The 23,666-nt window shown below is 73.2% G+C and carries 20 protein-coding genes; 8 read left to right on the top strand and 12 right to left on the bottom strand.

Translation table 11 applies throughout. The features are described 5' to 3' along the window. Nucleotide 1 precedes the first annotated feature (1 nt). From B7R87_RS07700 to B7R87_RS07685, 4 genes are all read right to left on the bottom strand, one after another. Entirely contained in the window at nt 2-421 is a 420-nt protein-coding gene (locus B7R87_RS07700) for a CBS domain-containing protein (RefSeq protein ID WP_006349626.1), read from the bottom strand. A 291-nt stretch (nt 422-712) separates the two neighbouring features. Further along, nucleotides 713-1,354, bottom strand: a complete 642-nt coding sequence (locus B7R87_RS07695; RefSeq protein ID WP_040916478.1) for a DUF305 domain-containing protein — start codon at nt 1,352-1,354, stop codon at nt 713-715. 5 nt (nt 1,355-1,359) lie between these two features. After that, on the bottom strand, nt 1,360-2,034 hold the full coding sequence (locus B7R87_RS07690) for a DUF3105 domain-containing protein (RefSeq protein ID WP_006349628.1): 675 nt from the start codon (nt 2,032-2,034) through the stop codon (nt 1,360-1,362). A 309-nt stretch (nt 2,035-2,343) separates the two neighbouring features. Beyond that, nucleotides 2,344-2,706: a hypothetical protein gene (locus B7R87_RS07685; RefSeq protein ID WP_130584574.1), complete on the bottom strand. Its 363-nt coding sequence runs from the start codon at nt 2,704-2,706 to the stop codon at nt 2,344-2,346. Between the two features lie 341 nt (nt 2,707-3,047). On the opposite strand from B7R87_RS07685, the gene B7R87_RS07680 reads away from it, so the two are divergent. Further along, the gene (locus B7R87_RS07680; protein ID WP_006349630.1) at nt 3,048-4,409 is read left to right on the top strand and encodes a glutamine synthetase family protein; all 1,362 of its coding nucleotides are present in this window, start codon (nt 3,048-3,050) and stop codon (nt 4,407-4,409) included. Between the two features lie 112 nt (nt 4,410-4,521). Here B7R87_RS07680 and B7R87_RS07675 read toward each other — a convergent pair whose 3' ends face one another. Beyond that, entirely contained in the window at nt 4,522-5,199 is a 678-nt protein-coding gene (locus B7R87_RS07675; RefSeq protein ID WP_006349631.1) for a response regulator, read from the bottom strand. Then, the gene (locus tag B7R87_RS07670; RefSeq protein WP_006349632.1) at nt 5,193-6,371 is read right to left on the bottom strand and encodes a sensor histidine kinase; all 1,179 of its coding nucleotides are present in this window, start codon (nt 6,369-6,371) and stop codon (nt 5,193-5,195) included. Before B7R87_RS07670 ends, B7R87_RS07675 begins: the two co-directional genes overlap by 7 nt. Before the next feature lie 185 nt (nt 6,372-6,556). Here B7R87_RS07670 and B7R87_RS07665 point away from each other — a divergent pair, with 185 nt between their 5' ends. Both B7R87_RS07665 and B7R87_RS07660 read left to right on the top strand, forming a co-directional pair. Beyond that, on the top strand, nt 6,557-7,738 hold the full coding sequence (locus B7R87_RS07665; RefSeq protein ID WP_006349633.1) for an alpha/beta hydrolase family protein: 1,182 nt from the start codon (nt 6,557-6,559) through the stop codon (nt 7,736-7,738). A 101-nt stretch (nt 7,739-7,839) separates the two neighbouring features. Then, nucleotides 7,840-8,040, top strand: coding sequence for an antitoxin (locus tag B7R87_RS07660; protein WP_006349634.1), 201 nt, complete (start codon nt 7,840-7,842; stop codon nt 8,038-8,040). Between the two features lie 73 nt (nt 8,041-8,113). On the opposite strand, the gene B7R87_RS07655 is transcribed toward B7R87_RS07660, so the two are convergent. From B7R87_RS07655 to B7R87_RS07645, 3 genes are all read right to left on the bottom strand, one after another. After that, nucleotides 8,114-8,611, bottom strand: coding sequence for an OsmC family protein (locus B7R87_RS07655; RefSeq protein ID WP_040916480.1), 498 nt, complete (start codon nt 8,609-8,611; stop codon nt 8,114-8,116). Nucleotides 8,612-8,679: 68 nt separating this feature from the next. Further along, entirely contained in the window at nt 8,680-9,111 is a 432-nt protein-coding gene (locus B7R87_RS07650; RefSeq protein WP_006349636.1) for a VOC family protein, read from the bottom strand. A gap of 64 nt (nt 9,112-9,175) precedes the next feature. After that, nucleotides 9,176-9,694, bottom strand: coding sequence for a pyridoxamine 5'-phosphate oxidase family protein (locus B7R87_RS07645; RefSeq protein ID WP_006349637.1), 519 nt, complete (start codon nt 9,692-9,694; stop codon nt 9,176-9,178). A gap of 299 nt (nt 9,695-9,993) precedes the next feature. Between B7R87_RS07645 and B7R87_RS07640 the strand changes: the two genes are divergently transcribed. Then, nucleotides 9,994-12,984: a bifunctional [glutamine synthetase] adenylyltransferase/[glutamine synthetase]-adenylyl-L-tyrosine phosphorylase gene (locus B7R87_RS07640; RefSeq protein ID WP_006349638.1), complete on the top strand. Its 2,991-nt coding sequence runs from the start codon at nt 9,994-9,996 to the stop codon at nt 12,982-12,984. Nucleotides 12,985-13,523: 539 nt separating this feature from the next. Here B7R87_RS07640 and B7R87_RS07635 read toward each other — a convergent pair. Continuing rightward, the gene (locus B7R87_RS07635) at nt 13,524-14,141 is read right to left on the bottom strand and encodes a TetR/AcrR family transcriptional regulator (RefSeq protein WP_006349639.1); all 618 of its coding nucleotides are present in this window, start codon (nt 14,139-14,141) and stop codon (nt 13,524-13,526) included. 159 nt (nt 14,142-14,300) lie between these two features. On the opposite strand from B7R87_RS07635, the gene B7R87_RS07630 reads away from it, so the two are divergent. From B7R87_RS07630 to erm, 3 genes are all read left to right on the top strand, one after another. Further along, the gene (locus B7R87_RS07630) at nt 14,301-15,854 is read left to right on the top strand and encodes an APC family permease (RefSeq protein ID WP_006349640.1); all 1,554 of its coding nucleotides are present in this window, start codon (nt 14,301-14,303) and stop codon (nt 15,852-15,854) included. Then, a complete protein-coding gene (locus tag B7R87_RS07625; protein ID WP_006349641.1) occupies nt 15,841-17,421 on the top strand; it encodes an amidohydrolase in 1,581 nt (526 codons plus the stop codon). The genes B7R87_RS07630 and B7R87_RS07625 overlap by 14 nt, the downstream gene beginning before the upstream one ends. 656 nt (nt 17,422-18,077) lie before the next feature. Further along, nucleotides 18,078-18,860: a 23S ribosomal RNA methyltransferase Erm gene (gene erm, locus B7R87_RS07620; RefSeq protein ID WP_006349642.1), complete on the top strand. Its 783-nt coding sequence runs from the start codon at nt 18,078-18,080 to the stop codon at nt 18,858-18,860. A 155-nt stretch (nt 18,861-19,015) separates the two neighbouring features. On the opposite strand, the gene B7R87_RS07615 is transcribed toward erm, so the two are convergent. Continuing rightward, nucleotides 19,016-19,567 (bottom strand): beta-class carbonic anhydrase, encoded by a 552-nt coding sequence (locus B7R87_RS07615; RefSeq protein ID WP_006349643.1) that lies wholly within the window; start codon nt 19,565-19,567, stop codon nt 19,016-19,018. A 283-nt stretch (nt 19,568-19,850) separates the two neighbouring features. On the opposite strand from B7R87_RS07615, the gene B7R87_RS07610 reads away from it, so the two are divergent. After that, entirely contained in the window at nt 19,851-20,084 is a 234-nt protein-coding gene (locus B7R87_RS07610) for a hypothetical protein (RefSeq protein WP_006349644.1), read from the top strand. A 97-nt stretch (nt 20,085-20,181) separates the two neighbouring features. Here the strand turns inward: B7R87_RS07610 and B7R87_RS07605 are convergent, their stop codons facing one another. After that, nucleotides 20,182-23,550: an AfsR/SARP family transcriptional regulator gene (locus B7R87_RS07605; protein WP_130584573.1), complete on the bottom strand. Its 3,369-nt coding sequence runs from the start codon at nt 23,548-23,550 to the stop codon at nt 20,182-20,184. Nucleotides 23,551-23,666 lie beyond the last annotated feature (116 nt).

Genomic DNA, 23,666 nt, shown 5'->3' with positions numbered 1-23,666 from the left:
TTCAGGCCCGTGCGTACACCTTCTCCATCCACCCGGCGAGCTGGTCGTCCGAGAGGTGCTGCGCCAGATCCGCCTCGCTGATCATGCCGACCAGCTTCTTCCCCTCGATGACCGGCAGCCGCCGGATCTGGTGCTCCTGCATCTCCTGCAGCACCTCGCCCACGCCGGATTCGGCCGCGATCCACCGGGGCGTGCCCCGGGCCATCTCGCCCGCCGTGACCTTCGCCGGATCGTGGCCGAGCGCCACACAGCCGACGACGATGTCCCGGTCGGTGAGGATGCCGCAGAGCCGCTCCTGCGCATCGGCGATGGGCAGCGCGCCCACGTCCAGGCGGGCCATCAGCTGGGCCGCCCGGTCGAGGGTCTCGTGGGCCGGGATCCACTGGGCCCCGGGGTGCATGATGTCCTTGGCTGTGGTCATGGCGTTCGCGTCTCCTCGCACTCGACGGCCCGCGGCCGGACCCGGACCGGTACCCGACTCCATGGTCGTTCCGCCGTTCGGGGGATGCGACCGCGCTGAGCCGAACGGGTGAGCCGGGGTCCGCTCCGCGCCCGTACCTGCAGCTGCGCGACGAGTACCCGGCGACGGCGCGACGACACGCGGGATCCCCGGCCGGCCGACGGCGGCAGACGGCAGGAGCCGTGTGCCGCTCCCGGACACCGGAAGCGGCACACGGCCCCTGGGCACAGCCGAAGGCATCTGCCGGGGCGCCTACTCCCGCGGCTGAGCCCCGCGGTCCTTCAGCATCCCCGTCATCAGCTCGACCTCCGAGCGCTGGCCCTGGACCATGCCCTCGGCCAGCTGCCGCTCGACGCCGGGGGAGCACAGGTCCACACAGCCCTGCGCCATGTCCACCCCGCCCTTGTGGTGGGCGATCATCAGCTGGAGGTACTCGGTCTCCGCCGCCTTGCCGCTGAGCTTCGCCAGCTTCTGCAGCTGCTCCGGAGTGGCCATGCCGGGCATCCGGACGTCGCCGGTCTTCGCGTTGTGACCGGAGTGCGCCTCGCCCCCGGCCATCCACGCCATCGGCTCCCGGTCCGGCGCGATCTGCGCCAGACCCCACTGGTCCAGCCAGCCCTGCATCATGCCGCGCTGATTGGCCTGGGTGTTGATGATGTCGTACGCCAGCCTGCGCACGTCCACGTCCTGCGTACGGTCGCGCACGATGAACGACATCTCCACCGCCTGCTGGTGGTGCACGGACATGTCCCGCGCGAAACCGGCGTCCGCCGAGTCCGTCGCCGGGGTGCGGGACGCGGAGCCGCCGTCGCCCGCCGAGGCGACCGTGGCCGCCCCGGCGAAGAGCAGCGCGGCCACCACGGCGCCCACCGCGGTCCAGTGGGTCCGGGTCATCGCGGTCACTTGCCTTCCACTCCGCCCGAGCAGGTGGCGCCCTTCTCCGGGGTCTGCTCCCCGAGGACGTACTTCGAGAAGAACTTGTTGACCCGCGGGTCGTCCGCCGAATCGACGGTGAGCTGCTTGCCCCACGCGGTCAGCATGATCGCGCCCGCCTGGTCCTTGTACGGGCTCATCAGGGAGTAGGCCGTGTCCTTGACCTTCTTCTCCAGCTTCTCGATATCACCCTTGGCGGCCTTGTCGGTGTACGTCACCCAGACCGCGCCGTGCTCCAGCGAGTGGACGGCGTTCTCGTTGGGGACCGGCTCCTTGTAGACCTTGGCGTCGCAGTTCATCCACGCCTGGTGGTGATCGCCGCCGACCGGAGGCTTGTCCGGGTAGCTGACCGCGCCCTTCACATGCGTCTGGCCGAGCTTCTTCGCGTCCCAGACCTTCTCGCCCGTGATGGGCTCCTTGCGCTCCGCGACGGCCTGCTTCTCCTCCGCGTTGTCCTTGTTGATCACAAAGACGCCGAAGCCGACGAGCCCGGCCACGACGACACCGCTGATGCCGATCGTGATGATGCGGTTGCGCCGCTCGCGGGCCGCTTCGATCTTCCGCGCCGCCTCTATTCGGGCCCGGCGGTCGTGGGCGGCGTTGTTCTTCGAGTAGCTCTTGGAGTTCTTACCGGAAGCCATGGGGTGTGCGTCCTTCGTCAGGGAGTGATCGGCCTGGCCATGAGGCTGCGATCGACTTGGGGGGATGGGCAAGGGTGCGAGCCGGCCGAAACGGGGTCCGCGGGCGGCCGGCCGGCCGTGCTAGGGAGTTTCTTTCGGGTCAGGCCGGATTAGTGAGCGGGGTCTGGTGCCGTGGATCGCAAGGCGGAGGATGGAGTCCACGCGGAGCGTAGGCGACTGACGACAACGCGGCGAGGCGCGGTGGCTGGGGGCACCCCCAGCGGTAGCTGGGGGAGGCACGCGAGCCCGGCAAGATCCGAAAGAGACGACCTAGATCCGCAACACCTGAAGGACGTGCAGGCCGGGTGCGCGCGGCAGGGGGCCGGAACGGTCGGGTCCGCCGAGGTCGGGCCGGACGGCCGGGGTCCGCAGGGACTCCGCCGTCAGCGGCGGGGCGGCCGGCGGCGGCACGGTGAGCACCGCCGCGCCCACGATCGGGCGCAGCCCGCAGGAGCCGCCGTCGTACGGACACGAGAACGCGGGGGCGCTGTCACGGGCGGCCGCACGGGGCGCATGGTCGTCATCGGCCGCGTTCAGACAGAGGAAGAGCGCGCCGAGGAGCGTCGCGGCGGCACTCAGCAGTGCCACGGGACGCGTGGTGCGCGCGAGGCGGCCGAGCCGGTGACCCCCCATAGCCGCAGATCGTAGCGAGGGCGGCGGCTCCTTACCTCATACGGGGCGGTAATCGGCCCTTCGTACCACCCGGTGTACTGCCTGTCGTACCGTTCCGGACCGCCCTTGTGCCGCACTCGTACCGGTCCCGTACGGCTCGCCGCACCGTACGGCGGCCGTTTCCCGCCCCCCGGGCACACCGTGTCGCACCCGTCCCGTGGGCCTCGGGGTCGTCTCACCGTGGCCCCTGGCACACAATGGGGCTCAGCCCGGGTATGCAACCTGCCGGAAACCCGTGGATGCGATGCTCTCCGGGAGCGGGCTGGCTCGACCGGCAACGATTGGGTGGATGGGAAGCCGCAATGGACAAGCAGCAGGAATTTGTGCTCCGCACGCTGGAGGAGCGCGACATCCGCTTCGTGCGCCTCTGGTTCACCGATGTGCTGGGCTTCCTGAAGTCCGTCGCCGTCGCACCCGCCGAACTGGAACAGGCGTTTGACGAGGGCATCGGCTTCGACGGCTCCGCCATCGAGGGCTTCGCCCGGGTCTACGAATCCGACATGATCGCCAAACCGGACCCCGGCACCTTCCAGATCCTGCCCTGGCGCGCCGAGGCCCCCGGCACCGCCCGGATGTTCTGCGACATCCTCATGCCGGACGGCTCGCCGTCCTTCGCGGACCCCCGCTTCGTCCTCAAGCGGATGCTGGCCAGGGCCTCCGATCTCGGCTTCACCTTCTACACCCACCCCGAGATCGAGTTCTTCCTGCTGAAGGACAAGCCCGTCGACGGCAGCCGCCCGGTGCCCGCCGACAACTCCGGCTACTTCGACCACACCCCGCAGAACGTCGGCATGGACTTCCGCCGCCAGGCCATCACGATGCTGGAGTCCATGGGCATCTCGGTCGAGTTCAGCCACCACGAGGGCGCCCCCGGCCAGCAGGAAATCGACCTGCGCTACGCCGACGCGCTCTCCACCGCCGACAACATCATGACCTTCCGGCTGGTGATGAAGCAGGTCGCGCTGGAGCAGGGCGTGCAGGCCACGTTCATGCCCAAGCCCTTCAGCGAGTACCCCGGCTCCGGAATGCACACCCACCTCTCCCTCTTCGAGGGTGACCGGAACGCCTTCTACGAGTCCGGCGCCGAGTACCAGCTCTCCAAGATCGGCCGCTCGTTCATCGCCGGACTGCTGCGCCACGCCGCCGAGATCTCCGCCGTCACCAACCAGTGGGTGAACTCCTACAAGCGCATCTGGGGCGGCTCCGCCCGCAGCGCGGGCGCGGGCGGCGAGGCCCCCTCGTACATCTGCTGGGGCCACAACAACCGCTCGGCGCTGATCCGGGTCCCGATGTACAAGCCGGGCAAGACGGGCTCGTCGCGGGTGGAGATGCGCTCCATCGACTCCGGCGCCAACCCCTATCTGACCTATGCGGTGCTGCTCGCCGCCGGACTGCGGGGCATCGAGCAGGGGTACGAGCTGCCGCCCGGCGCCGACGACGACGTCTGGGCCCTCTCCGACGCCGAACGCCGCGCCATGGGCATCGAGCCGCTGCCGCAGAACCTGGGCGAGGCGATCGCACTGATGGAGCGGAGCGAACTGGTCGCCGAGACCCTCGGCGAGCACGTCTTCGACTTCTTCCTCCGCAACAAGAAGCAGGAGTGGGAGGAGTACCGCTCCGAGGTCACCGCCTTCGAACTGCGGAAGAACCTTCCGGTGCTGTAGGGGCGATCGGCTGCGGGGCGGATCGCCGGGATCCGTCCGGTACGCGCCTTCGCGGCGCTGCCGGGATCGCCCCGGGCCCCCGCGGCCCGGCGCGGGTGGCGGCGGCGCCCGTTCAGGCGCCGCCTGCCGAGACCAGCCCCGACTCGTAGGCGATGACCACCAACTGGGCGCGGTCGTGGGCCCGGAGCTTCGCCAGCAGACGGCGCACATGGGTCTTGACCGTGGAGACGCTCAGCCCGAGGTGCTCGGCGAGGGCGGGGTTGGGCAGGCCCCGGGCGACCAGACGGAGCACCTCCAGCTCCCTCGGCGTCAGACCCGACAGGGCCCGGGCGACGTACGGGCGCGGCTCGCCCCGGCCGGCGAACTCGTGGATCAGCCGCCGGGTCACGGCGGGGGCGAGCATGCCCTCGCCGGACGCGACCACCCGGATGGCGTTCAGCAGATCGGCGGGCAGGATGTCCTTCAGCAGAAAGCCGCTGGCCCCGCCGCGCAGCGCCGCGTACACGTACTCGTCCAGGTCGAACGTCGTCAGGACCAGGACGCGGGTACGGTCGGAGCCCGGGTCCGCGCAGATCCGCCGGGTGGCTTCCAGACCGTCCGTGCCCGGCATGCGGACGTCCATCAGCACCACGTCCGGCCGCAGCCGCAGCGCGAGCTCCACCGCCTGCTCGCCGCTCACGGCCTCACCCACCACGGTGAGGTCCGGCACACTGTCGATGAGCAGGCCGAAACCGGTCCGCAGCAGCGGCTGGTCGTCGGCGAGCAGGACTCGTACCGGCCGGTTCACCACGACCGCCCCCGGCCGCAGGGCAGCAGGACATGGACCCGGAAGCCGCCCCCGGCCAGCGGGCCCGCCGAGACGACCCCGCCGTGCGCCGCCGCCCGCTCCCGCATCCCGGCGAGCCCGTGCCCGCCCCCGATGCGGTGCTCCGGCGGTACGGCCGGCCCACCGGGCGAAGGCGGCGGGCCGTTGACGATCTCGACCTCCACGGCGTCCACCGCGCCGGGGTCCGCCCGGCGCAGCGTCACCCGGCAGTCGGCCGAATCCGCATGCTTGACCACATTGGTGAGCGCCTCCTGGACGATCCGGTAGACGGCCGGGCCCAGGCCCGGCGGCAGTTCCACGTCCGGGTCCATGTCCAACTCCACCCGCGGGCCCGCGCCCGCGGCCAGCTCGGGAAGGCCCGCCGCCCCCGGCCCCGGATCGTGGCCCGGGTCAGGAACCGGCTCCGGCCCGTCCTCGTCGAAGGGTGATCTGAGTACGCCGACCATCCGCCGCATCTCGGTCAGGGCCGCCCGGCCCGCGCTTCCGACGAGCGCCAGCGTCTCCCCGGCCTCGTGCGGGTTCGTAGCGGACACTGCCCGGGCGACCTCCGCACGCACCGTGATCACGGCCAGATGATGCGCCACCACATCGTGCAGATCCCGGGCGATCCGCAGCCGTTCGTCCGCCACCGCCTGCCGGGCGGCCAGCTCCGCGTACCGCCGCTGCTCCCGCGTCGCGGTGCCCACCAGCCAGGGCAGGACCATCACCAGCGACGCGAAGACGGCATCCGATACGGTCCCGGCGGCCGTCGTCGACGGCGACACCACGGCCCCGGCCGCCGCGACCGACGCCAGCGAGGCGGCGAGCGCGATCGACGCCACCCGCCGGGGCTCCCGCGCGGCCACCGTGTACAGCAGAACGCCGAGGACGACCCAGACGTCCTCCCACCCGGTCAGCAGCAGGGCGCAGACGACCCCGCCGAGCACCGAGTACAGCACCGGCACCGGCCACCGGCGCCGTACCGCTACCGGCAGCCAGACCGCCGCGGCGGCCGCCCCTGCGGCCCAGCCGTGCTCCACCGTCCCGCCCGCGCCGAACCCCACGGCGAACAGCACGGCCGCCACGGTGTCCACGGCCCGCCAGTGCCCCTCGCGCAGCCGTTTCACGACCCACGGCCGTGACTCCCCGTCATCCATGGCCGCACGCTATCCGCGCCCGGCGCCCGGTCCGGTCAGCCCCGAGGACGTCATCTCCCGGGCCGACTCATCCGTGAGACCGAGGCCCGCCGTACCCTCCTGGGCCGACGCCCGGTTCCTGCCCTCGGGGGAAGCCGCGGGACCGACCGGCCGGAACAGTGGAATCCATGAAACGGAGAACACTCGTGACCGGGTCCGCCGCGCTGCTCGCCACCGCCGTCACGGCCCCGGGACCGCTGTCGCCCGCGGCCGCCGCCGTGCCCCGGCGGGCGGCGGCGCCCGTACGGTTCGATCTGCCCGCCCCGTCCGGCCCGTACCCGATCGGTACGGTCGCGCTCCATCTGCGCGACACCTCCCGCCCCGACCCGTGGACCACCGGCCGGCCCTGCCGCGAACTGATGATCAGCATCTGGTACCCGGCCGCCGGCGGACCCCCGGCCCCCGTCGTCCCCTGGATGCCTCCCCGGGCCGCCGACAGCTATCTGGGCTCCCTCGGCCTGCCGCCGGGGGCGGTCCTGCTGGGGAACGCCCACGGCCGTGAACGTGCCCCGTTCCGCTGCGCCGGGGGCCCGCTTCCGGTGGTGGTCTACTCGCCCGGCTCCAACGCCTCCCGCTCCTTCGGCACCGGCATCGTCGAAGACCTCGCCGGGCACGGATACGTGGTCGTCACCGTCGACCACCCCTACGACGCGGCGGCGGTCGAGTTCCCCGGCGGCCGGGTGGAGACCACACCCCCGGGCGGTATGCGCGACTACGCCAAGGGTCTCGCGGTCCGCACCGACGATCTGCGTTTCGTCCTCGACCGGCTCGCCGCGATCAGGGCGGGCGACGGTACGGACCTGCCCGGCGGGCCGCTGCCCGCAGGGCTGCGGGAGGCGCTCGACCTGCGGCGTATCGGAATGATCGGGCACTCCCTGGGCGGCGCCGCCACTGCCGCCGCGATGCACACCGACGGGCGGATCGCGGCGGGCGCAAGCCTGGACGGCGGTGCGGCGGGACCCGTCGTGGACGCCGGTCTGGACCGCCCGTTCCTGGTCGTGGACACCTATGGGAAGGGCGGTATGGAGACCAATCCGGCCCTGCGCACCTTCTGGTCGAAGCTGCGCGGCTGGCGGCGGCGCCTCACCGTCGCGGGGGCCGCGCACCAGTCGTTCGGCGACGAGGCGCTGATCCTCCCGCAGGTCGCGCCCCTCCTCGGCATGGACCGGGCGACCCTGGAAGGAGAGGTGGGGACGATCCCGACCCACCGGGCGCAGGCGTTCCAGCGCGCCTATCCGCGGGCCTTCTTCGATCTGCATCTGCGCGGACGGGGCAGACTGCTCGACGGGCCGTCGCGCGACTTCCCCGAGGTCCGCCACCAGCGGTGAGCGGCCGCGGGGGCCGGCCCCCGGGCCCGCCGACATGCGGAACCGGACCGGCGCTGTGACCCTGGAACTGCGGGGGAGCAGCGAGCCGAAAGGGTGACCCCATGTCCGTGTTGGACAAGCTCAAGCAGATGCTCAAGGGCCACGAGTCCCAGGCGGACAAGGGTGTCGACAAGGCGGGAGACGCCGTCGACGCCAAGACGCAGGGCAAGTACAGCGGCCAGGTCGACCAGGCGCAGGACAAGCTGAAGGGCCAGTACGGCGGAGGCCAGGGCGGCGGGACGGACCGGCCGCCGCAGCCCTGACGCCCCTTCGGGGCTGCGGTCGTCGCCGGAGCCCGCGCGGGCCGCGCCGCATCGCGCCCCGCGCGGGTCCGCCCTATCGCGGTGCCGGTGCCGGGGCGCCGCCGGTCCGGATCACCGGTTCGTGGCGGACCGGGAAGTTCACCGAACGGGCGATGAAGCAGACCGCCGGGACCTTCCCGTGCAGGGCCCGGGCCTTCTCCGCCGTGGCGGCGTCGGCGACGGTCACCTCCGGGCGGAGCACGACCTCGGTGATCCGGCCTCCGCCGCCGCTTTCGTCCATCGTCATCACGGCGTGCGCCAGATCCTCGTAGGCCAGCACCGTCACTCCCTCGGTCGAGCAGAAGTGCAGGTACCACAGCATGTGGCACTGGGCGACGGAGGCGACGAGCAGCTCCTCCGGGTTCCAGCGGTCCCGGTCGCCCCGGAACGCGGGATCCGCGGAGGCGGCGATGGTCGGCTTGCCCTCCCCGACGACGTTGTGCGCGCGGCTGTAGGAGCGGTAGTTCTCCGTCCCCGTACCGAGGTTCCCCGTCCAGCGGACGGCCACGTCATAGGTGTGAGTTGCAGACATATGCGCAGGGTGGCACGGCGCCCCGGCGGCCCGCGAGCTGTTTCCGCGGCCGCCGGGACACCGCCGGATCAGCGCTCGGAGAGCGGCGCCGGGGCCTCCTGGACCGTCCAGCTGTTGCCGTCGGGGTCAGCGAAGAACAAGAAGGAGTTCCACACCCCGCCCTTGCCCTCGGCCCAGCCGCCCTCGCCCAGATGCATCACGGCCGACACGTCAACACCGCCCGCCGCCAACGCCTCCCTGGTGGCGGTGATATCGGTGGAGCAGAGCTGGAGTCCGTAGGCCGTGCCGGGGGCGGGCTTCGTCAGACCGGGGACCGCGGGGAGCCCGGCGGCCAGGGCGACCGAACAGCGCGAGCCCGGGGGCGTCAGCTGGATGATGCGTACCCCCGGCGCGACCTCCTGGTCGAGATCGGCACGGAAGCCGCAGCCCTCCGTGTAGAACCGCTTGGCCCGGTCGAGATCGGACACCTGCAGATTGACGACTTCGAGGGTGAGTTCCATCGGGATTCCCTTCGGGTGCTGTGGGCGCTGTGGGGTGTGGATCGGGCAGGGGGGTGCCGGGCCGTCAGTCGGCGGGCGGGAAGCGGAACCGGGTCTGCGCGTACGGGTCCTTGGCGAAGCCGAAGACGGTCCGCGGCCCGACCCGGTAGACCAGCGCCGGGCCGCCCTCCCCGTCGAGGACGCCGTCGCCCACTTCGAACGTCCAGTCGGCGCCGTACTTGGCGACGTAGGCGTCCGCGACGGTCCGGAGCGCCGCCCCGTCCGCCACCCGCTCGGCCGTCCCCTCCACGACCAGGTCACAGCCCCGGTCCAGGGAGTTGGTGCCGGTGGTGAGGACCACCTCCGGGTTCTCCCGGAGGTTCCTGGCCTTGCGTTCCCCGGCGCCGGTGCAGAAGTGCAGGGCCCCGTCGATCCAGAGCGTCAGCAGCGGTGTGACATGCGGGCGGCCGTCCGGCCGGACGCTCGACAGCCAGAAGATCTCGGCGTCGGTGAGCAGGCGTTCGGCCGTCGCCCAGTCGAGGGCTTCGGCCGCCGGGTCGCTGAAGGCGGCGGCGAGCTCGCCGCGGGGGGTGTGTGCGGTCATGGCGTGCTGTTTCTCCTCCGGGGACCGGGTCCCCGTCCGTCCGGTGGCTGTCGTGGTGCGCGCGGTCGTCGGATACGTTGCCGGTACTGACCGCAAACCGTCGGCCAACTCATCCATGCACACAGAAAATTCACTCACTTGTTCGAATTTCTGGTGGATGGTGCGCCCGAAACCGGCCCGTACGCCGGCCCGTACGCCCGGGTGTTCCGGCAGGTCCGCCGGGCGCCGCACGGAGCCCGGGCCACTGAACAGGCCTTAGGCTCGATGTCTGTGACCTCGACCGTGGACGGAGCGGCGGAATGACGACGGTGCCGGGACGCAGAAGCAGTACCTTCACCCGACTGCTGCGGCACGGATTCACCGACCCGGCCACCGCGGAGCGGCTCCTCGCGCTGCCCGCCCTGGCCTCCGTCCGCGAGGACCCCCTCCTCCTCGACGCGCTGGGCGCCACCGCCGACCCCGATCTCGCGCTGACCGGCCTGGTGCGGCTGGCGGAGGCCCAGCCCGACGGCGACGACCGGGTCCTCCTCGACACCCTCACCACCTCGAAGCCCCTGCGCGACCGGCTCCTCGGGGTGCTCGGCGCCTCCGAGGCGCTCGGTGACCACCTGGCCCGCCACCCCGGCGACTGGCGGGCCCTCGCCACGTACGAAGCCTCCGATCTGCACCCCGGCGTCGCCGAATTCGAGGAGTGCCTCGCCGACGCGGGAGATCCGGTCGCCCTGCGCATCGCCTACCGGCGCTGTCTGCTCTCCATCGCCGCCCGCGACGTCTGCGCCACCACCGACGTCGCCCAGACCGCCGGTGAACTCGCGGACCTCGCCATCGCGACCCTGCGGGCCGCCCTCGCCATCGCCCGCGCCGCCGCGCCCGAGGACGCCGCCCGCTGCCGGCTCGCCGTCATCGCCCTCGGCAAATGCGGCGGCCAGGAGCTCAACTACGTCTCCGACGTCGACGTCGTCTTCGTCGGCGAGCCCGCCGGGGGCGCCGACGAGAACACCGGAATCCAGGCCGCCACCCGTCTCGCCTCCCATCTGATGCGGATCTGCTCCGAGACCACCGTCGAGGGCGCCATCTGGCCCGTCGACGCCAACCTCCGGCCCGAGGGCCGCAACGGGCCGCTCGTCCGGACCCTCTCCAGCCATCTGGCGTACTACCAGCGCTGGGCCAAGACCTGGGAGTTCCAGGCGCTCCTCAAGGCCCGGGCGGTGGCCGGCGACCCGCTGCTCGGCGAGGAGTACATCGAAGCCCTCTCACCCCTGGTCTGGCAGGCCGCCGAACGCGAGAACTTCGTCACCGACGTCCAGAAGATGCGCCGCCGCGTCATCGACAACATCCCCGCCGCCGAAGTCGACCGCGAACTGAAACTCGGGCCCGGCGGGCTGCGGGACGTCGAGTTCGCCGTCCAGCTGCTCCAGCTCGTCCACGGCCGCAGCGACGCCGGCCTCCGCAGCGGCAGCACCCTCGCCGCGCTCCAGGCGCTGGCCGCCGGAGGGTACGTCGGCCGGGTCGACGCCGCCCAGCTCGACGACGCCTACCGCTTCCTGCGCGCCATGGAGCACCGGATCCAGCTGTTCCGGCTCCGGCGCACCCACCTCGTGCCCGAGGACCCCACCGATCTGCGCCGCCTCGGCCGCTCCCTCGGCTTCCGCACCGACCCCGTCACCGAACTCCACCGCGAGTGGCGGCGGCACGCCTCCGTGGTCCGGCGGCTCCACGAGAAGCTCTTCTACCGGCCCCTCCTCGACGCCGTTGCCCAGCTGGCGCCCGGCGAGGCCCGGCTCAGCGCCAAGGCCGCCGGACAGCGCCTGGAAGCCCTCGGCTACGCCGACCCCGCCGCCGCCCTCCGGCATATCGAGGCCCTCGCCTCCGGCGTCAGCCGCAAGGCAGCGATCCAGCGGACCCTGCTGCCCGTCCTCCTCAACTGGTTCGCAGACTCCGCCGACCCCGACGCCGGACTCCTCGGTTTCCGCAAGGTCTCCGACGCGCTCGGCAAGACCCCCTGGTATCTGCGGCTGCTCCGGGACGAGGGCGCCGCGGCCGAGAACCTCGCCCGGGTGCTGTCCGCCGGGCGGCTCGCCCCCGATCTGCTGCTGCGCGCCCCCGAAGCGGTCGCCATCCTCGGGGACCCGGACGGGCTGCGGCCCCGCCGCCGCGACCACCTCCAGCCGGAGATCCTCGCCGCCGTCGGCCGTGCCGCCAGCGCGGAGGCCGCCGTCGCCGCGGCGCGCGGGGTCAGGCGCCGGGAGCTGTTCCGTACTGCCGCGGCCGACCTCATCGGCTCGTACGGCACCGAGGACAGCCCCGCCGAGACCGACACCGGCGCCCTTGTCGACCAGATCGGCACCGCGCTCACCGATCTGACCGCCGCGACCCTCGCGGGCGCCCTGCGGGCCGCCGTACGCGAACGCTGGGGCGACGAACTCCCCACCCGCTTCGCCGTCATCGGCATGGGCCGCTTCGGCGGCCAGGAGCTGTCCTACGGCTCCGACGCGGACGTCCTCTTCGTCCACGAACCGCGCGAAGGCGTCGACGACCAGGAGGCCGCGCGGGCCGCGGGGCTCGTCGTCGAAGAGATGCGACGGCTCCTCCAGCTGCCCACCGCCGATCCGCCGCTCCTCATCGACGCCGATCTGCGCCCCGAGGGCAAGAGCGGCCCCCTGGTCCGTACCCTCGCCTCCTACGAGGCCTACTACCGCCGCTGGTCCCTGGTCTGGGAGGCGCAGGCGCTGCTGCGCGCCGAACCCGTGGCGGGCGACCCCGAGCTGGGCGCGCGCTTCATGGAGCTGGTCGACCCGCTGCGGTATCCGGCCGAGGGCCTGGGGGAGGACGCCGTACGCGAGATCCGCCGGCTCAAGGCCCGGATGGAGTCCGAACGGCTGCCGCGCGGCGCCGACCCCACGCTCCACACCAAACTCGGGCGCGGCGGGCTCAGCGACGTCGAGTGGACCGTCCAGCTGATGCAGATGCGCCACGGCTGGTCCGAGCCCGGCCTGCGCACCACCCGCACCCGCGAGGCGCTCGCCGCGGCGCACGCGGCCGGCCTGATCGCCACCGAGGACGCGCAGATCCTCGACGAGGCGTGGGTGCTGGCCACCCGGGTGCGGAACGCGGTGATGCTGGTCCGCGGCCGCCCGGGCGACACCTTCCCCTCCGAGACGAGGGAACTGGCCGCCGTCGCCCGCTATCTGGGCTTCGGCCCGGGCCACGCGGGGGACATGCTGGACACCTACCGCCGGGTGACCCGGCGGGCGCGGGCGGTCGTGGACACGCTCTTCTACGAGTCGTAACCCCGTGCGAGGGGGCGCGGGGCCGCGCCCGCGCGGGGATGCGGGATGCGCCCGGCGCTGCGGGGCCATTTCCCGGGCCGCGCGCCGTGGCCGCTTCTCGCGCAGTTCCTCCCCCTATGCCTTCGGCCATGGGGGGGGACCCCCAGCGCCCATGACGGGGCTCTTCCTGACCAAGGCGGTCAGGGGGAGGGGTTTGGGGGCGCCGCATGCCCTCGGCGGGGGGTGACCCCTGGCGCCCTGACGGGGCCAGTCCTGACCAGGGCGGTCAGGGGGAGGGGTTTGGGGGCGCCGCATGCCCTCGGCGGGGGGTGACCCCTGGCGCCCTGACGGGGCCAGTCCTGACCAGGGCGGTCAGGGGGAGGGTTTTGGGGGCGCGAGGAACTGCGCGAGAAGCGATCGCGGGCCGCAGTCGGGAAAGAACCCCCGCCGCGCAGGGCGAATCCCGCAACGCCCCCCCCCGGGGCTTGGGCCCATGCGGAAACGGTCTCCGCCGCGGCGGGGCCATGCGCGACGGGGCGAGGGCCTGAGGCCCTCCTAGATCACGCGCCCGCAGTATCCCGCAACGCCGCCAGGCGGACCAGGCAGCCCCCGAGCGCCAGCTCGAACGCCGCGTCCGCCCGCCCCGCCGCAGGGCTCGCAGCCAGCGCGCCCGCCAGCTTCGGCGTCTTCGACTCGTCCGCGAGCACCCACATCGGCTGCGGCGCCGCCAGGTCCAGCGCCGAGCCCAGGATCAGGTTCTCCAGGGCGATGATCACCTTCATCACCTCGCCCTGCGGGAACCCCGCCGCCAGCAGCACCCCCACCGCCCGCTCGTACTGCGACAGCACCCGCGGCGCCCGCACCGGCGAGGCCATCAGCAGGGGGATCGCCCGGGGATGGGCCGCGAACGCGGCACGGTAGGAGCGGGCCCAGCCCGCCAGCGCCTCCTGCCAGTCCGCCGCCCCCAGCGCCGTCGCGTCGATATCCGCGCAGACCCGTTCCCGCAGCAGCTCGACGATTCCGTCCCGCCCGTCCACATGGTGGTACAGCGACGCCGTCCGGACCCCGAGCCGCCGGGCGATCTCCACCACGCTGAACTCGCCCTCCCCGTCGACGAGTTCCAGCGCGATCGTCGCGATGCGCTCCCGGTCGATCAGTGCTGTCCGCGGCCGTCCCATATATCCGTTCTCTCCTCAGGCTCTTCCCCGATCCCCAGCCGGAGGCTACATTGCGCAAAACCGAAAGCCTTTAGGTTTCCGTTCCCCCACCGCTCGCCGCCGCGAAAGGGCGTCCGCAGGTCCAGTTCCCCCCAGCAGCACCAGGAAGGCCCCATCCGTATGTCCGCATCCTCCCCAGGGCTCAGAAAAGGCAGCCTCGGCACGTCCGACATCGCCTTCTTCGTGATCTCCGCAGCCGCCCCGCTCACCGTGATGGCCGGGGTCGCCCCCATCGCCCTCACCCTCGGCGGCATCGGCGCACCGGCCGGCTACCTCCTCGCCGGACTGACCCTGGCGATCTTCGCCGTCGGCTTCACCACCATGAGCCGCCATGTCCGCAGCGGCGGGGCGTTCTACGCGTACATCACCCGCGGTCTCGGCCCGGCCGCCGGAATCGGTGCCGCCCTGCTGGCGATGATCGGCTACAACGGCATGGAGATCGGGGTCTTCGGCCTCCTCGGCTCCGCCACCGCCGACACCGGCGCCGCGCTCTGGGGCGTCGACATCCCCTGGCTCCCGGTCTCCCTCGCCGGGCTGCTGATCATCTGGTACGGCGGCTACCGCTCCATCGACTTCGGCGCCAAGGTCCTCGGGGTGCTGCTCGTCGCCGAGACCGGCATCCTGCTGCTGCTCGCGGGCGGGGTGCTCCTCGACGGCGGGGCCGACGGGCTCGAATTCTCCTCCTTCGCGCCCTCCCAGGTCCTGGTCCCCGGCACCGCCGCCGTACTCGCCTTCGCCTTCGCCGCGTTCACAGGCTTCGAGTCGACGGTGATCTACCGGCGCGAGGCCCGCGACCCCGACCGCACGGTCCCGCGCGCCACCTACGCCGCCGTCGCCTTCCTCGGCACCTTCTACGCCTTCATCGTCTGGACCGTCGTCCAGGCCTTCGGCAGCGAGCAGGTCGTCAAGGCCGCCACCGACGACCCCGGCGGCCTCTTCTTCGCCGCCATCACCACCTACGTCGGCCCCTGGGCCGCCGATCTGATGCACGTCTTCATCGTGACCAGCATCATCGCTTCGCTCCTCGCCTTCCACAACGCGATCAACCGCTATGCCCTGGCCCTGGCGGAGGAGGGCGTCCTGCCGAAGTCCTTCGGACGGATCCACCCCCGGCACCGTTCGCCGTACGTCGCCGGGATCGCCCAGACCGTGCTCGGCGCGGTGGTCGTGCTCGGCTTCGCGGCCGCCGGAGCCGATCCGTACACCCAGCTCCTCCTCTGGGTGAACACCCCTGGCATGATCGGGCTGATGGCCCTGATGCTGCTGACCGCGATCGCGATCCCCTGCTACTTCCGGCGGATCCGGCACGACGAGGGCGTGCTGCGCACGGTGGTCGCGCCCGTGGCCGCCGCCGTACTGCTGGCCGTGGCGATCTATCTGATCGGGACCAAGGTCGAGCTGTTCACCGGGGCGTCGACGCTGGTCAACACCGTACTGCTGGCGCTGGTCCCGGCGGTCTTCGTGATCGGTGTCGGCCTGGCGTACCAGCTGAAGCGGCGCCGGCCGGAGGTCTACGCGAACTTCGCAGCCGAGCCGCCTGAGCTGCCTGAGGCGCCTGAGGCACCCGGGGTGCCGGAGGTGCCCGGAGCGCGGAAAGCGGCCGAAGCAGCAGTACCCGAGGGGCCCGAGGGGACCCCCACCACCGAGGAGGCAGCACACCGTGGCAGCAGCTGACATCGTCCTGACCGGAGCGGCGGTCCGCACCCTGGACCCGGCCCGGCCGTCCGCGGAGGCGGTCGCCGTCAAGGACGGTCTGATCGTCGCGGTCGGCGACGCCGCGGACGTACGGGAGTGGCAGGGGCCGCGCACCGAGACGGCCGATCTGGGCGGGGCCACCCTGGTCCCCGGCCTGACCGACGCCCACAGCCACCCCGTCTGGGGCCTTGAGCTGGCCTCGGGCACCGATCTGTCGGCGGTCACCGACCTGGCGGCCCTTCGCGTCGCGCTGCGGGGTGCCGAGCGCCGCGAGGGCTGGGTACTGGCCTGGGGTCTCGACCACAACGCCTTCGGCGGGCGGGAGCCGCACCACGCCCTCATCGAGGAGGCGCTCGACGGGGCGCCCGCCTTCATCCGCCTCTACGACGGCCACTCCGCGCTGGTCAGCGCGGCCGGGCTGCGGGCGGCCGGGATCCACGGGCCCCGGGAGTTCGTCCAGCGCGCGAGCGTGGTCTGCGACGCCGAAGGCCGGCCGACCGGGCATCTGATCGAACACGCCGCCATGGACCTGATGACCGGGGTGCTGCCGCGCGCCTCCTTCACGGAGCGCGGCGCCAGGCTGCTGGAGCTGCTGTCCGGGATGGCGGCGACCGGTATCGCCTCGGCGCATGTGATGGACCTCGGCGGGGACGCCCTGGAACTGCTGGCGTCCGTCGAGGAGACGGCGGATCTGCCGGTACGGCTCCGGCTCGCGCCCTGGTGCATGCCCGGCGCCGGGGACGAGGAACTGGAGTGGCTGATCGCCGTCCAGCGGGAGCACGGGCGTGACTGGCGGGTCGGCGGGGTGAAGTTCTTCATGGACGGCACCGTCGAGGGCGGTACGGCGTGGCTGGAGCACGCCGACTGCCACGGCACCGGTACGGACGCCTTCTGGCCGGACCCGGCGGCCTACAGCGCCGCCGTGCACCGGCTGCACCATGCGGGGGTCGGCACCGCGACCCATGCCATCGGTGACGCCGCCGTACGGCATGTCCTGGACACCGTCGAGGCGCTCGGCGCGCGCGGGGCCGGGGCGCCGGTCCACCGCATCGAGCACATCGAGACCGCCCCCGACGACCAACTCGGGCGGTTCGCCCGGCTCGGAGTGGCCGCGTCGATGCAGCCGCCGCACACCGCTTACACCCGCGCCGACCACAGCGACGAATGGTCGAAGCGGCTCGGCCCCGAACGGGCCGCCCGCGCCTGGCGCTGCCGCGATCTGCGGGACGCGGGTGCGGTACTGGCGCTGGGCTCCGACTGGCCCATCGCGTCCTACGACGCCCGCCGGGTACTGGCGACCGCGCTCGCCCCCCGGGGCGCGGCGGCCGGACACGGCGGACTGACGGGCCTGATGGCGCTGGAGGGCTGCACCACCCACGCGGCCCTCGCGGCGGGCGAATCCACCACCGCGGGCCGGATCGCGGTCGGCTACCGCGCCGACCTCACCGCTCTCGGTGTCGACCCGGTACGCGCCTCGGCCGACGAGATCGCGGACGCACCGGTACCGCTGACGCTCAGCTCGGGCCGCATCACCCACCGCGCCTGACCCGCCCCCACGCGTACGGCCCCGACCCGCCGCGCCGGTCCCCGGTGCCCCGCACCCGGCCGCGGCGGGCCCCGGGCACCCTGCCCCCGCGACCGTACGACGCCGACCCGGAGCACCGGCCCCGCCCCGGGTGCTTGGGGGCCGGGACCACGGACGCCGTTCCCGGCAGCGGCACCTCACCCCGGACCGCACGGCCGGCCCGGTCGCACGCGGCCCTGCTTCCGCGCCGGGCTGCTCCCCTGCGGGAGCCCCGGGCATCCGCCGCCCGCCGCTCCCCGGCCCGGACAGCGGCATTCCGCCCCTCCTGTCCGGGCGGGACGAGCCCCACCGGGCAGCCCCGGGTATCCCGCCCCCGGTTTCTGGCAGGCGGGCCCTGCGGGGACGGTGTTCGCTCCGAGCCCGGCTCGCAGGTGTCCGTGCCCCGGGGCCGGCACCAGCCCAGGGCGCTCGCGGGAAAACCCGTTGGCCGGGTCGAGCGGCCGGCGGTAACGTGCCGTCCCATGTGTGGAGTAGCAGGTATCGCAGCGATGCGCCTCCGCCGCGTCTAGCGGCGGATCCCCTCCCTTCTTCCAGGGCTTTCGCCGCTTCAGCGCGTACGCGCCGGGCGGCCTCCTCGTGCTGCCCGGCTCACCTCGAAGCCGCGGAGACACAGTCCCTTGCACTCGCACCACCCCCATCCCCATCCCGGTCGGCACGAGCTCGGCCAGAACTTCCTCGTCGACCGGTCCACGATCGACACCATGACCCGGCTCGTGGCCGGCACCCACGGCCCGATCCTCGAAATCGGCCCCGGCGGCGGCGCCCTGACTCTGCCGCTCCAGCGGCTCGGCCGGGAGCTGACGGCCGTGGAGATCGACGGACGCCGCGCCGCCGAACTGCGCCGCCGGACGCGACGGCCGACCACCGTCGTCACGGCGGACTTCCTCCGCTACCGGGCCCCGGCCGGTCCCCATGTACTGGTCGGCAACCTCCCCTTCCACCAGACGACGGCGATGCTCCGCCGGATCCTGCGCTCCCCGGACTGGACCGATGCCGTGCTGCTGGTGCAGTGGGAGGTCGCCCGGCGCCGGGCCGGGGTCGGCGGTGCCACCCTGATGACCGCCCAGTGGTGGCCCTGGTACGCGTTCCGCCTGGTCGGCCGGGTGCCCGCGACCGCCTTCCGGCCCCGGCCCACCGTCGACGGGGGAGTGCTGACCATGGTCCGCCGCGACCGGCCGCTGGTCGCCGAACGTGACCGGGCCGACTACCAGGACCTGGTCGCCCGGGTGTTCAACGGCAAGGGCCGCGGACTCGCCCGGATCGTCGCCGTCGCCGCCCCCGAACTGTCCCGGCGGCGGATCGACGACTGGCTGCGCGCCCACCGCATCGCACCGACCGCCCTGCCCAAGCACCTCACCGCCGAACAGTGGGCCGGGCTCCACGCGCTCCGGCGCAACTGACGGAACCGCCTGCCCGGCCAGCCCCGACGGCCCCGTCGAGCGCCGTCAGCACCCCGACGGGCCCGCGTGGCGGAAGGAGGAGCACCGCATCCAGTCGGCGGACGATGCGGTGCCTCTCCTTTCACTGGAGTCACATCATTCCCACCCAGCCCCATTCACCTCACATATCCCACCTCGTTCAACTTCCCCGTCTCCACATCGAAGACAAAACCGCGGATGGAGTGCTTGTAGGGCACAAAGGGGTCGGCCTCGATACGGCGGATCGACTGCCGGACGTCATCCTCCAGATCGGTGAAGGCCTCCGGCGACCACGGCGGTCGAATTCCTGTGTCGGTGTGGAGCTCGGCCTTGAATTCATCGTCCTTGAAGGTCTGCATGCCGCAGTCCGTGTGGTGGATGAGCATGATGCGGCGGGTGCCGAGCAGGCGTTGGCTGATAACCACCGACCGGATCGCGTCCTCCGTCACCGCGCCGCCCGCATTGCGGATGATGTGCGCGTCGCCCTCCTTCAGGCCCAGCATCGCGAAGATGTTCAGCCGGGCGTCCATGCAGGCGACCACCGCCAGCTTCCGTGCGGGCGGCAGCGCGAGCGGGCCGCCGAACGCCGCGGCGTAGGCGGTGTTGTTGTTGACGTACTCGTCGATCTCGGGGCCCGAAGCCGCGGCCGCGGCCGCGGCGCCCGAGGCGAACTCTGATGTGTCCGACATGAATTCCTCGATGATCGGAAGGGGGCACAAGGCCCGGATGGGTACGTTCTCCGTCCTGCTGGGAGAACGTACCCATCCGAAAATCGAACACAAAAGCAAATGGCGAGTGTTCGCCACCGAAGAGACCCGAGCGGGTGTCCGTTGCATACCGTCATGGAAAGGTAAAAGTCTACTGGTGTAGACCTCTTGTGTGGCTTCCGGTTACACGGTTATGTTGCTCCCGCGCCGCGCCCGTCCCCCGGGGAAACGTCACTTCTTCGCTCGAACAGAGGAGTTGTGCCCAATGGTGAAACGTCTGGGTATCGCCGTCGCTTCCGTTGCCGCGTCCGCGGGTCTCGTCCTCGGCACCGCCGGCACCGCCGAGGCGAGCTGGTGGGTCCCCCGCAGCCACCACCCCACCACGGCGGCGTGCCAGGACGCCGGCCGTGCCGGTGCCGCTCAGGGCCTGTGGAGCCCGATCTTCTACTGTAACCAGATCGCGCCCGGCGTGGTGGAGCTGCGGGTCCGCTACAACTGACCCCGCGCGCGACCCCCGCGCGTATCCGGCACGCCCGCCGTGTCCGCCCGGCCTCCGCGCCCCCCTGTGGATGACGGGCGGACACCGGCGAACCAGCTCAGTTGTGTGACGGGTCCAGAAGTCCGCCCGGCACCGGACCGCCCCCGCGGACCCCGGTGCCGGGCCCCTCACCGGACTCGGACCCGGCACCGGAGCCCGCACGGGACTCTTCAGCGGACCCCTCACCGGACCCGGCGCCGGACAGGGCAGCCACGGCCTCCGGCCCCCGATCCCGCCCGCGCGCGAACTCCTCCTCGTACCCCACCGCGCCCAGAACCGCCCGCGCCCCGGCGCCGATCCGTTCCACATCGCCCCGCTCACCCGTCGGCAGCGGCACCCCCACCGACTCCCTGGCCCCGGCCGCCGCTCCCAGCAGCCCGGCCGCCCGTGCCGCGTCGCCGGACAGCAACTCCGCCCCGGCCAGCCCCTCCAGCGCCAGGGCCAGCGCCCGCGGATCGCCCGTGGCCCGCGCCGCCGCCAGCCCCTCGTGCTGCAGCCGCAGCGCCTCCCGCACCCGTCCCCGCGCCTCGGCCACAAAGCCCAGTTCGGCCAGGACCAGCGGCGGCGCGACCGGCTCGTACCCCATCCGGACATGCAGCTCCAGCACCCGCTCCCAGTGCTCCTCGGCCGCATCCAGCCTGCCCTCGCGACGGGCCCCCAGCGCCAGCCCCGTCTCCGCGTACAGCTCGCCGAAGACATCGGCCTGCTCGGCCGAGAGCCGCCGGGCCCGCTCGTGGAACTCCCGGGCCCGCACCGGCTCCCCGGTCAGCAGCGCGATCCGGCCGAGCCCCGACAACTGGTAGGACACCTCGGGCCACAGCCCCAGATCCTCCGCCATCCGCAGCCCCTCGCGGTGGAGCCGCCCCGCGACGGTGTACCGGCCCAGGGCCTCGGCCCGGGTCTGGAGGGCGATCATCGACTGCAACTGCCCCCAGGTGTCGCCCAGCTCACGGAAGAGCGCCAGACTCCGCTCGCCGTACTCCCGTACGCCCGTGAAGTCGCCGCGCAGCTTCGCCCGGAACGCCAGGCCCGCCAGTGCCGCTGCCGTACCCCACCGGTCCCCGAGGGACTCGAACCCGGCCAGCGCCAGCATCAGCAGCTCCTCGCCGGGGCCGCTGTCCGCGATCCCGTACAGATGCGCGCTCAGATACCAGCGGGACCAGGCCAGCCCGGCCGGATCGTCCACACCCTCGTACGAGGCGAGCGCCGTACGGTACTCGGCCGCGGGATCCTGCGTACCGCCCAGCGCCAGCTTCATCCCGCCCAGCCGCGCCGTCGCGCCCGCGGTCCCCCGCGCATGCTCCCGCGGCCCGGCCGCACCGCTGCGCGCCCCGGCGAGCGACAGGGCCGTACCGAGCCGGCGCGCCGCCTCCTCGTACCGCCCCCGCAGCCGCCAGTACCAGGTCAACGCGTTGACCAGGCGCAGCGACCGGTCCGTGTCCCCGGCTTCGGCCGCACTGTCCAGGGCCGCCCGCAGATTGGCGCCCTCGGTGTCCAGCAGCCGCAGCCACCGCCGCTGCTCGTGCCCCCTCAGCTGCGGCTCCGCACGCTCGGCGAAACCGGTGTAGTAGTCCCGGTGCGCCACCCGCAGGGCGTCCAGCTCACCGCGGTCCCGCAACTGTTCGACGGCGTACGCCGATACCGACTCCAGCAGCCGGTACCGCGGGCCGTCCGGGGTGTCCGCGACCACCACCAGCGACGCGTCCACCAGCCTGGCCAGCAGGTCCAGCACCTCGGACCGGTCCACCCCGTCCGCCGGACAGAGCGTCTCGGCGGCGTCCAGACCGCAGCCGCAGGCGTGCACGGCGAGCCGTCGCAGCACCGTGCGCTCCCGCTCCCCGAGCAGCTCCCAGCTCCAGTCGATCACCGCCCGGAGGGTCCGCTGCCGGGCGGGAGCGTCCCGCAGCCCCGACGCCAGGACGTGGAACCGGTCGTCGAGCCGGGCCGCCAGCTCGGCCACCCCCAGCACCCGGACCCGGGTCGCGGCCATCTCCAGGGCCAGCGGCAGCCCGTCCAGCCGACGGCAGATCGCCGCCACCGTCGCCGCGTTCTCCCCGTCGACCGCGATATGCGGGGCGGACGCCCGCGCCCGGGCCGTGAACAGCGCCACCGCGTCGGTCTCGGTCAGCGGCCCCACCTCGTGGAGCCGCTCCCCCCTTACCTGCAGCGGCACCTGACCGGTCGCCAGCACGGTGAGCCCGGGCGCCGCTGCCAGCAGTGCGGCCACCAGCTCCGCCACCGAGTCCACCACGTGCTCGCAGTTGTCGAGCACCAGCAGCGCCGGACCCTCGCCCAGGGCCTGCACGATCCGGTCCGTCAGCGACTGCGGGCCCGCCGCGGTCCGCGGCGGGGGCGCGATATCGTCCCGTACCCCCAGCACCCCGGCGACCAGCTCCGCCGGTTCCGTACCGCGGCGGTCCCGGGCCGGCGGCAGCGCGGCCAGCTCCACCAGCCGTACCCCGCCCGGGAAGTCGGCCGCCGCCCCGGCCGCGACCGCCAGCGCCAACTGCGTCTTGCCGACCCCGCCCGGGCCGATGAGCGTCACCAGCCGGTGCCGGAGCAGATCCGACCGGAGCGCGGCGATATCCGGGTCCCGGCCGATCAGCCCGTCCGCGGCCCCGGGCCCCGGGATGTTCGTCGGCGGCCGGGCCACGGTCGTCGCCGGTGGCGGTACGGCGGCGGGCGGCGCGTCCTGCGCCAGGATCGCCCGGTACACGGCGGTCGGCTCCGGCCCCGGATCGACCCCCAGTTCATCGACGAGCCGCTGCCGCAGCTCGGTGAAGCCGTGCAGGGCGTCGGCCTGCCGCCCGGCCAGATACAGGGCCCGCATATGGGCCGTGCGCAGTCTCTCCCGCAGGGGCTGCGCCGCCACGAGATCGCCCAGCTCATCAGCGACCAAGGCGTGTTCGCCCAGCTCCAGCCGGGCCTCCGCCTGCTCCTCCAGCGCGGTGAGCCGCTGCTCCTCCAGGCCCGCCGCGGCCCGTCGGGCGAACTCCTCGTCCGCGAAGTCCGCGAAGGCCGGGCCCCGCCACTGGGCCAGGGCGTCCGCGAGCAGTGCGGCGCGCGCATGGGGTTCTGCGGCGGCCCGGGCCCGGGCGGTCAACTGCCCGAAGCGGTCGGCGTCGACGGAGCCGGGGGCGGTACGCAGCTCGTAGCCCGGGGCCCGGGAGACCACGAGGTCCCGGGCGCCGGGCGCCGCGGCCTCCAGCGCCCGGCGCAGCTGCCAGACCTTGTTCTGGAGCGCGGCGGCGGGGCGGGCCGGGGGCCGTTCGCCCCAGAGGTCGGCGACCAGCCGGTCCGCGGACACCGGGCGGCCGCGGTGGGCCAGCAGGCATGCGAGCAGGGCGCGCACCTTCAGCTCGGGCACGCTCACCGTCCGCCCGTCCGCCGCCCATACGGTCAGGGGGCCGAGCACTCCGAAACGCATGTGATCACGCTAGCCGAGCAACGACGCCCACCGCACGGGCGTTCGGGCGGCGAAGGTGCCGGGGCCCCGGGGACCGGGAGCGGGAGCGGACCGAGAGCGGACCGGGAGAGAACCAA

It is taken from the genome of Streptomyces tsukubensis (assembly GCF_003932715.1).
GTDB classification, from domain to species: Bacteria; Actinomycetota; Actinomycetes; order Streptomycetales; family Streptomycetaceae; genus Streptomyces; species Streptomyces tsukubensis.
Note: the sequence above shows the minus strand (reverse complement) of the source record. Positions and strands in the feature narration are given on the sequence as shown.

Coding starts and splice junctions, on each gene's coding strand:
- B7R87_RS07610 (WP_006349644.1), top strand. CDS start 19,851: ATGGTGAAACGTCTGGGTATCGCCGTCGCTTCCGTTGCCGCGTCCGCG.
- B7R87_RS07660 (WP_006349634.1), top strand. CDS start 7,840: ATGTCCGTGTTGGACAAGCTCAAGCAGATGCTCAAGGGCCACGAGTCC.
- B7R87_RS07645 (WP_006349637.1), bottom strand. CDS start 9,694: ATGACCGCACACACCCCCCGCGGCGAGCTCGCCGCCGCCTTCAGCGAC.
- B7R87_RS07690 (WP_006349628.1), bottom strand. CDS start 2,034: ATGGCTTCCGGTAAGAACTCCAAGAGCTACTCGAAGAACAACGCCGCC.
- B7R87_RS07670 (WP_006349632.1), bottom strand. CDS start 6,371: ATGGATGACGGGGAGTCACGGCCGTGGGTCGTGAAACGGCTGCGCGAG.
- B7R87_RS07685 (WP_130584574.1), bottom strand. CDS start 2,706: ATGGGGGGTCACCGGCTCGGCCGCCTCGCGCGCACCACGCGTCCCGTG.
- B7R87_RS07640 (WP_006349638.1), top strand. CDS start 9,994: ATGACGACGGTGCCGGGACGCAGAAGCAGTACCTTCACCCGACTGCTG.
- B7R87_RS07655 (WP_040916480.1), bottom strand. CDS start 8,611: ATGTCTGCAACTCACACCTATGACGTGGCCGTCCGCTGGACGGGGAAC.
- B7R87_RS07700 (WP_006349626.1), bottom strand. CDS start 421: ATGACCACAGCCAAGGACATCATGCACCCCGGGGCCCAGTGGATCCCG.
- B7R87_RS07680 (WP_006349630.1), top strand. CDS start 3,048: ATGGACAAGCAGCAGGAATTTGTGCTCCGCACGCTGGAGGAGCGCGAC.
- B7R87_RS07635 (WP_006349639.1), bottom strand. CDS start 14,141: ATGGGACGGCCGCGGACAGCACTGATCGACCGGGAGCGCATCGCGACG.
- B7R87_RS07615 (WP_006349643.1), bottom strand. CDS start 19,567: ATGTCGGACACATCAGAGTTCGCCTCGGGCGCCGCGGCCGCGGCCGCG.
- B7R87_RS07650 (WP_006349636.1), bottom strand. CDS start 9,111: ATGGAACTCACCCTCGAAGTCGTCAATCTGCAGGTGTCCGATCTCGAC.
- B7R87_RS07605 (WP_130584573.1), bottom strand. CDS start 23,550: ATGCGTTTCGGAGTGCTCGGCCCCCTGACCGTATGGGCGGCGGACGGG.
- B7R87_RS07695 (WP_040916478.1), bottom strand. CDS start 1,354: ATGACCCGGACCCACTGGACCGCGGTGGGCGCCGTGGTGGCCGCGCTG.
- B7R87_RS07630 (WP_006349640.1), top strand. CDS start 14,301: ATGTCCGCATCCTCCCCAGGGCTCAGAAAAGGCAGCCTCGGCACGTCC.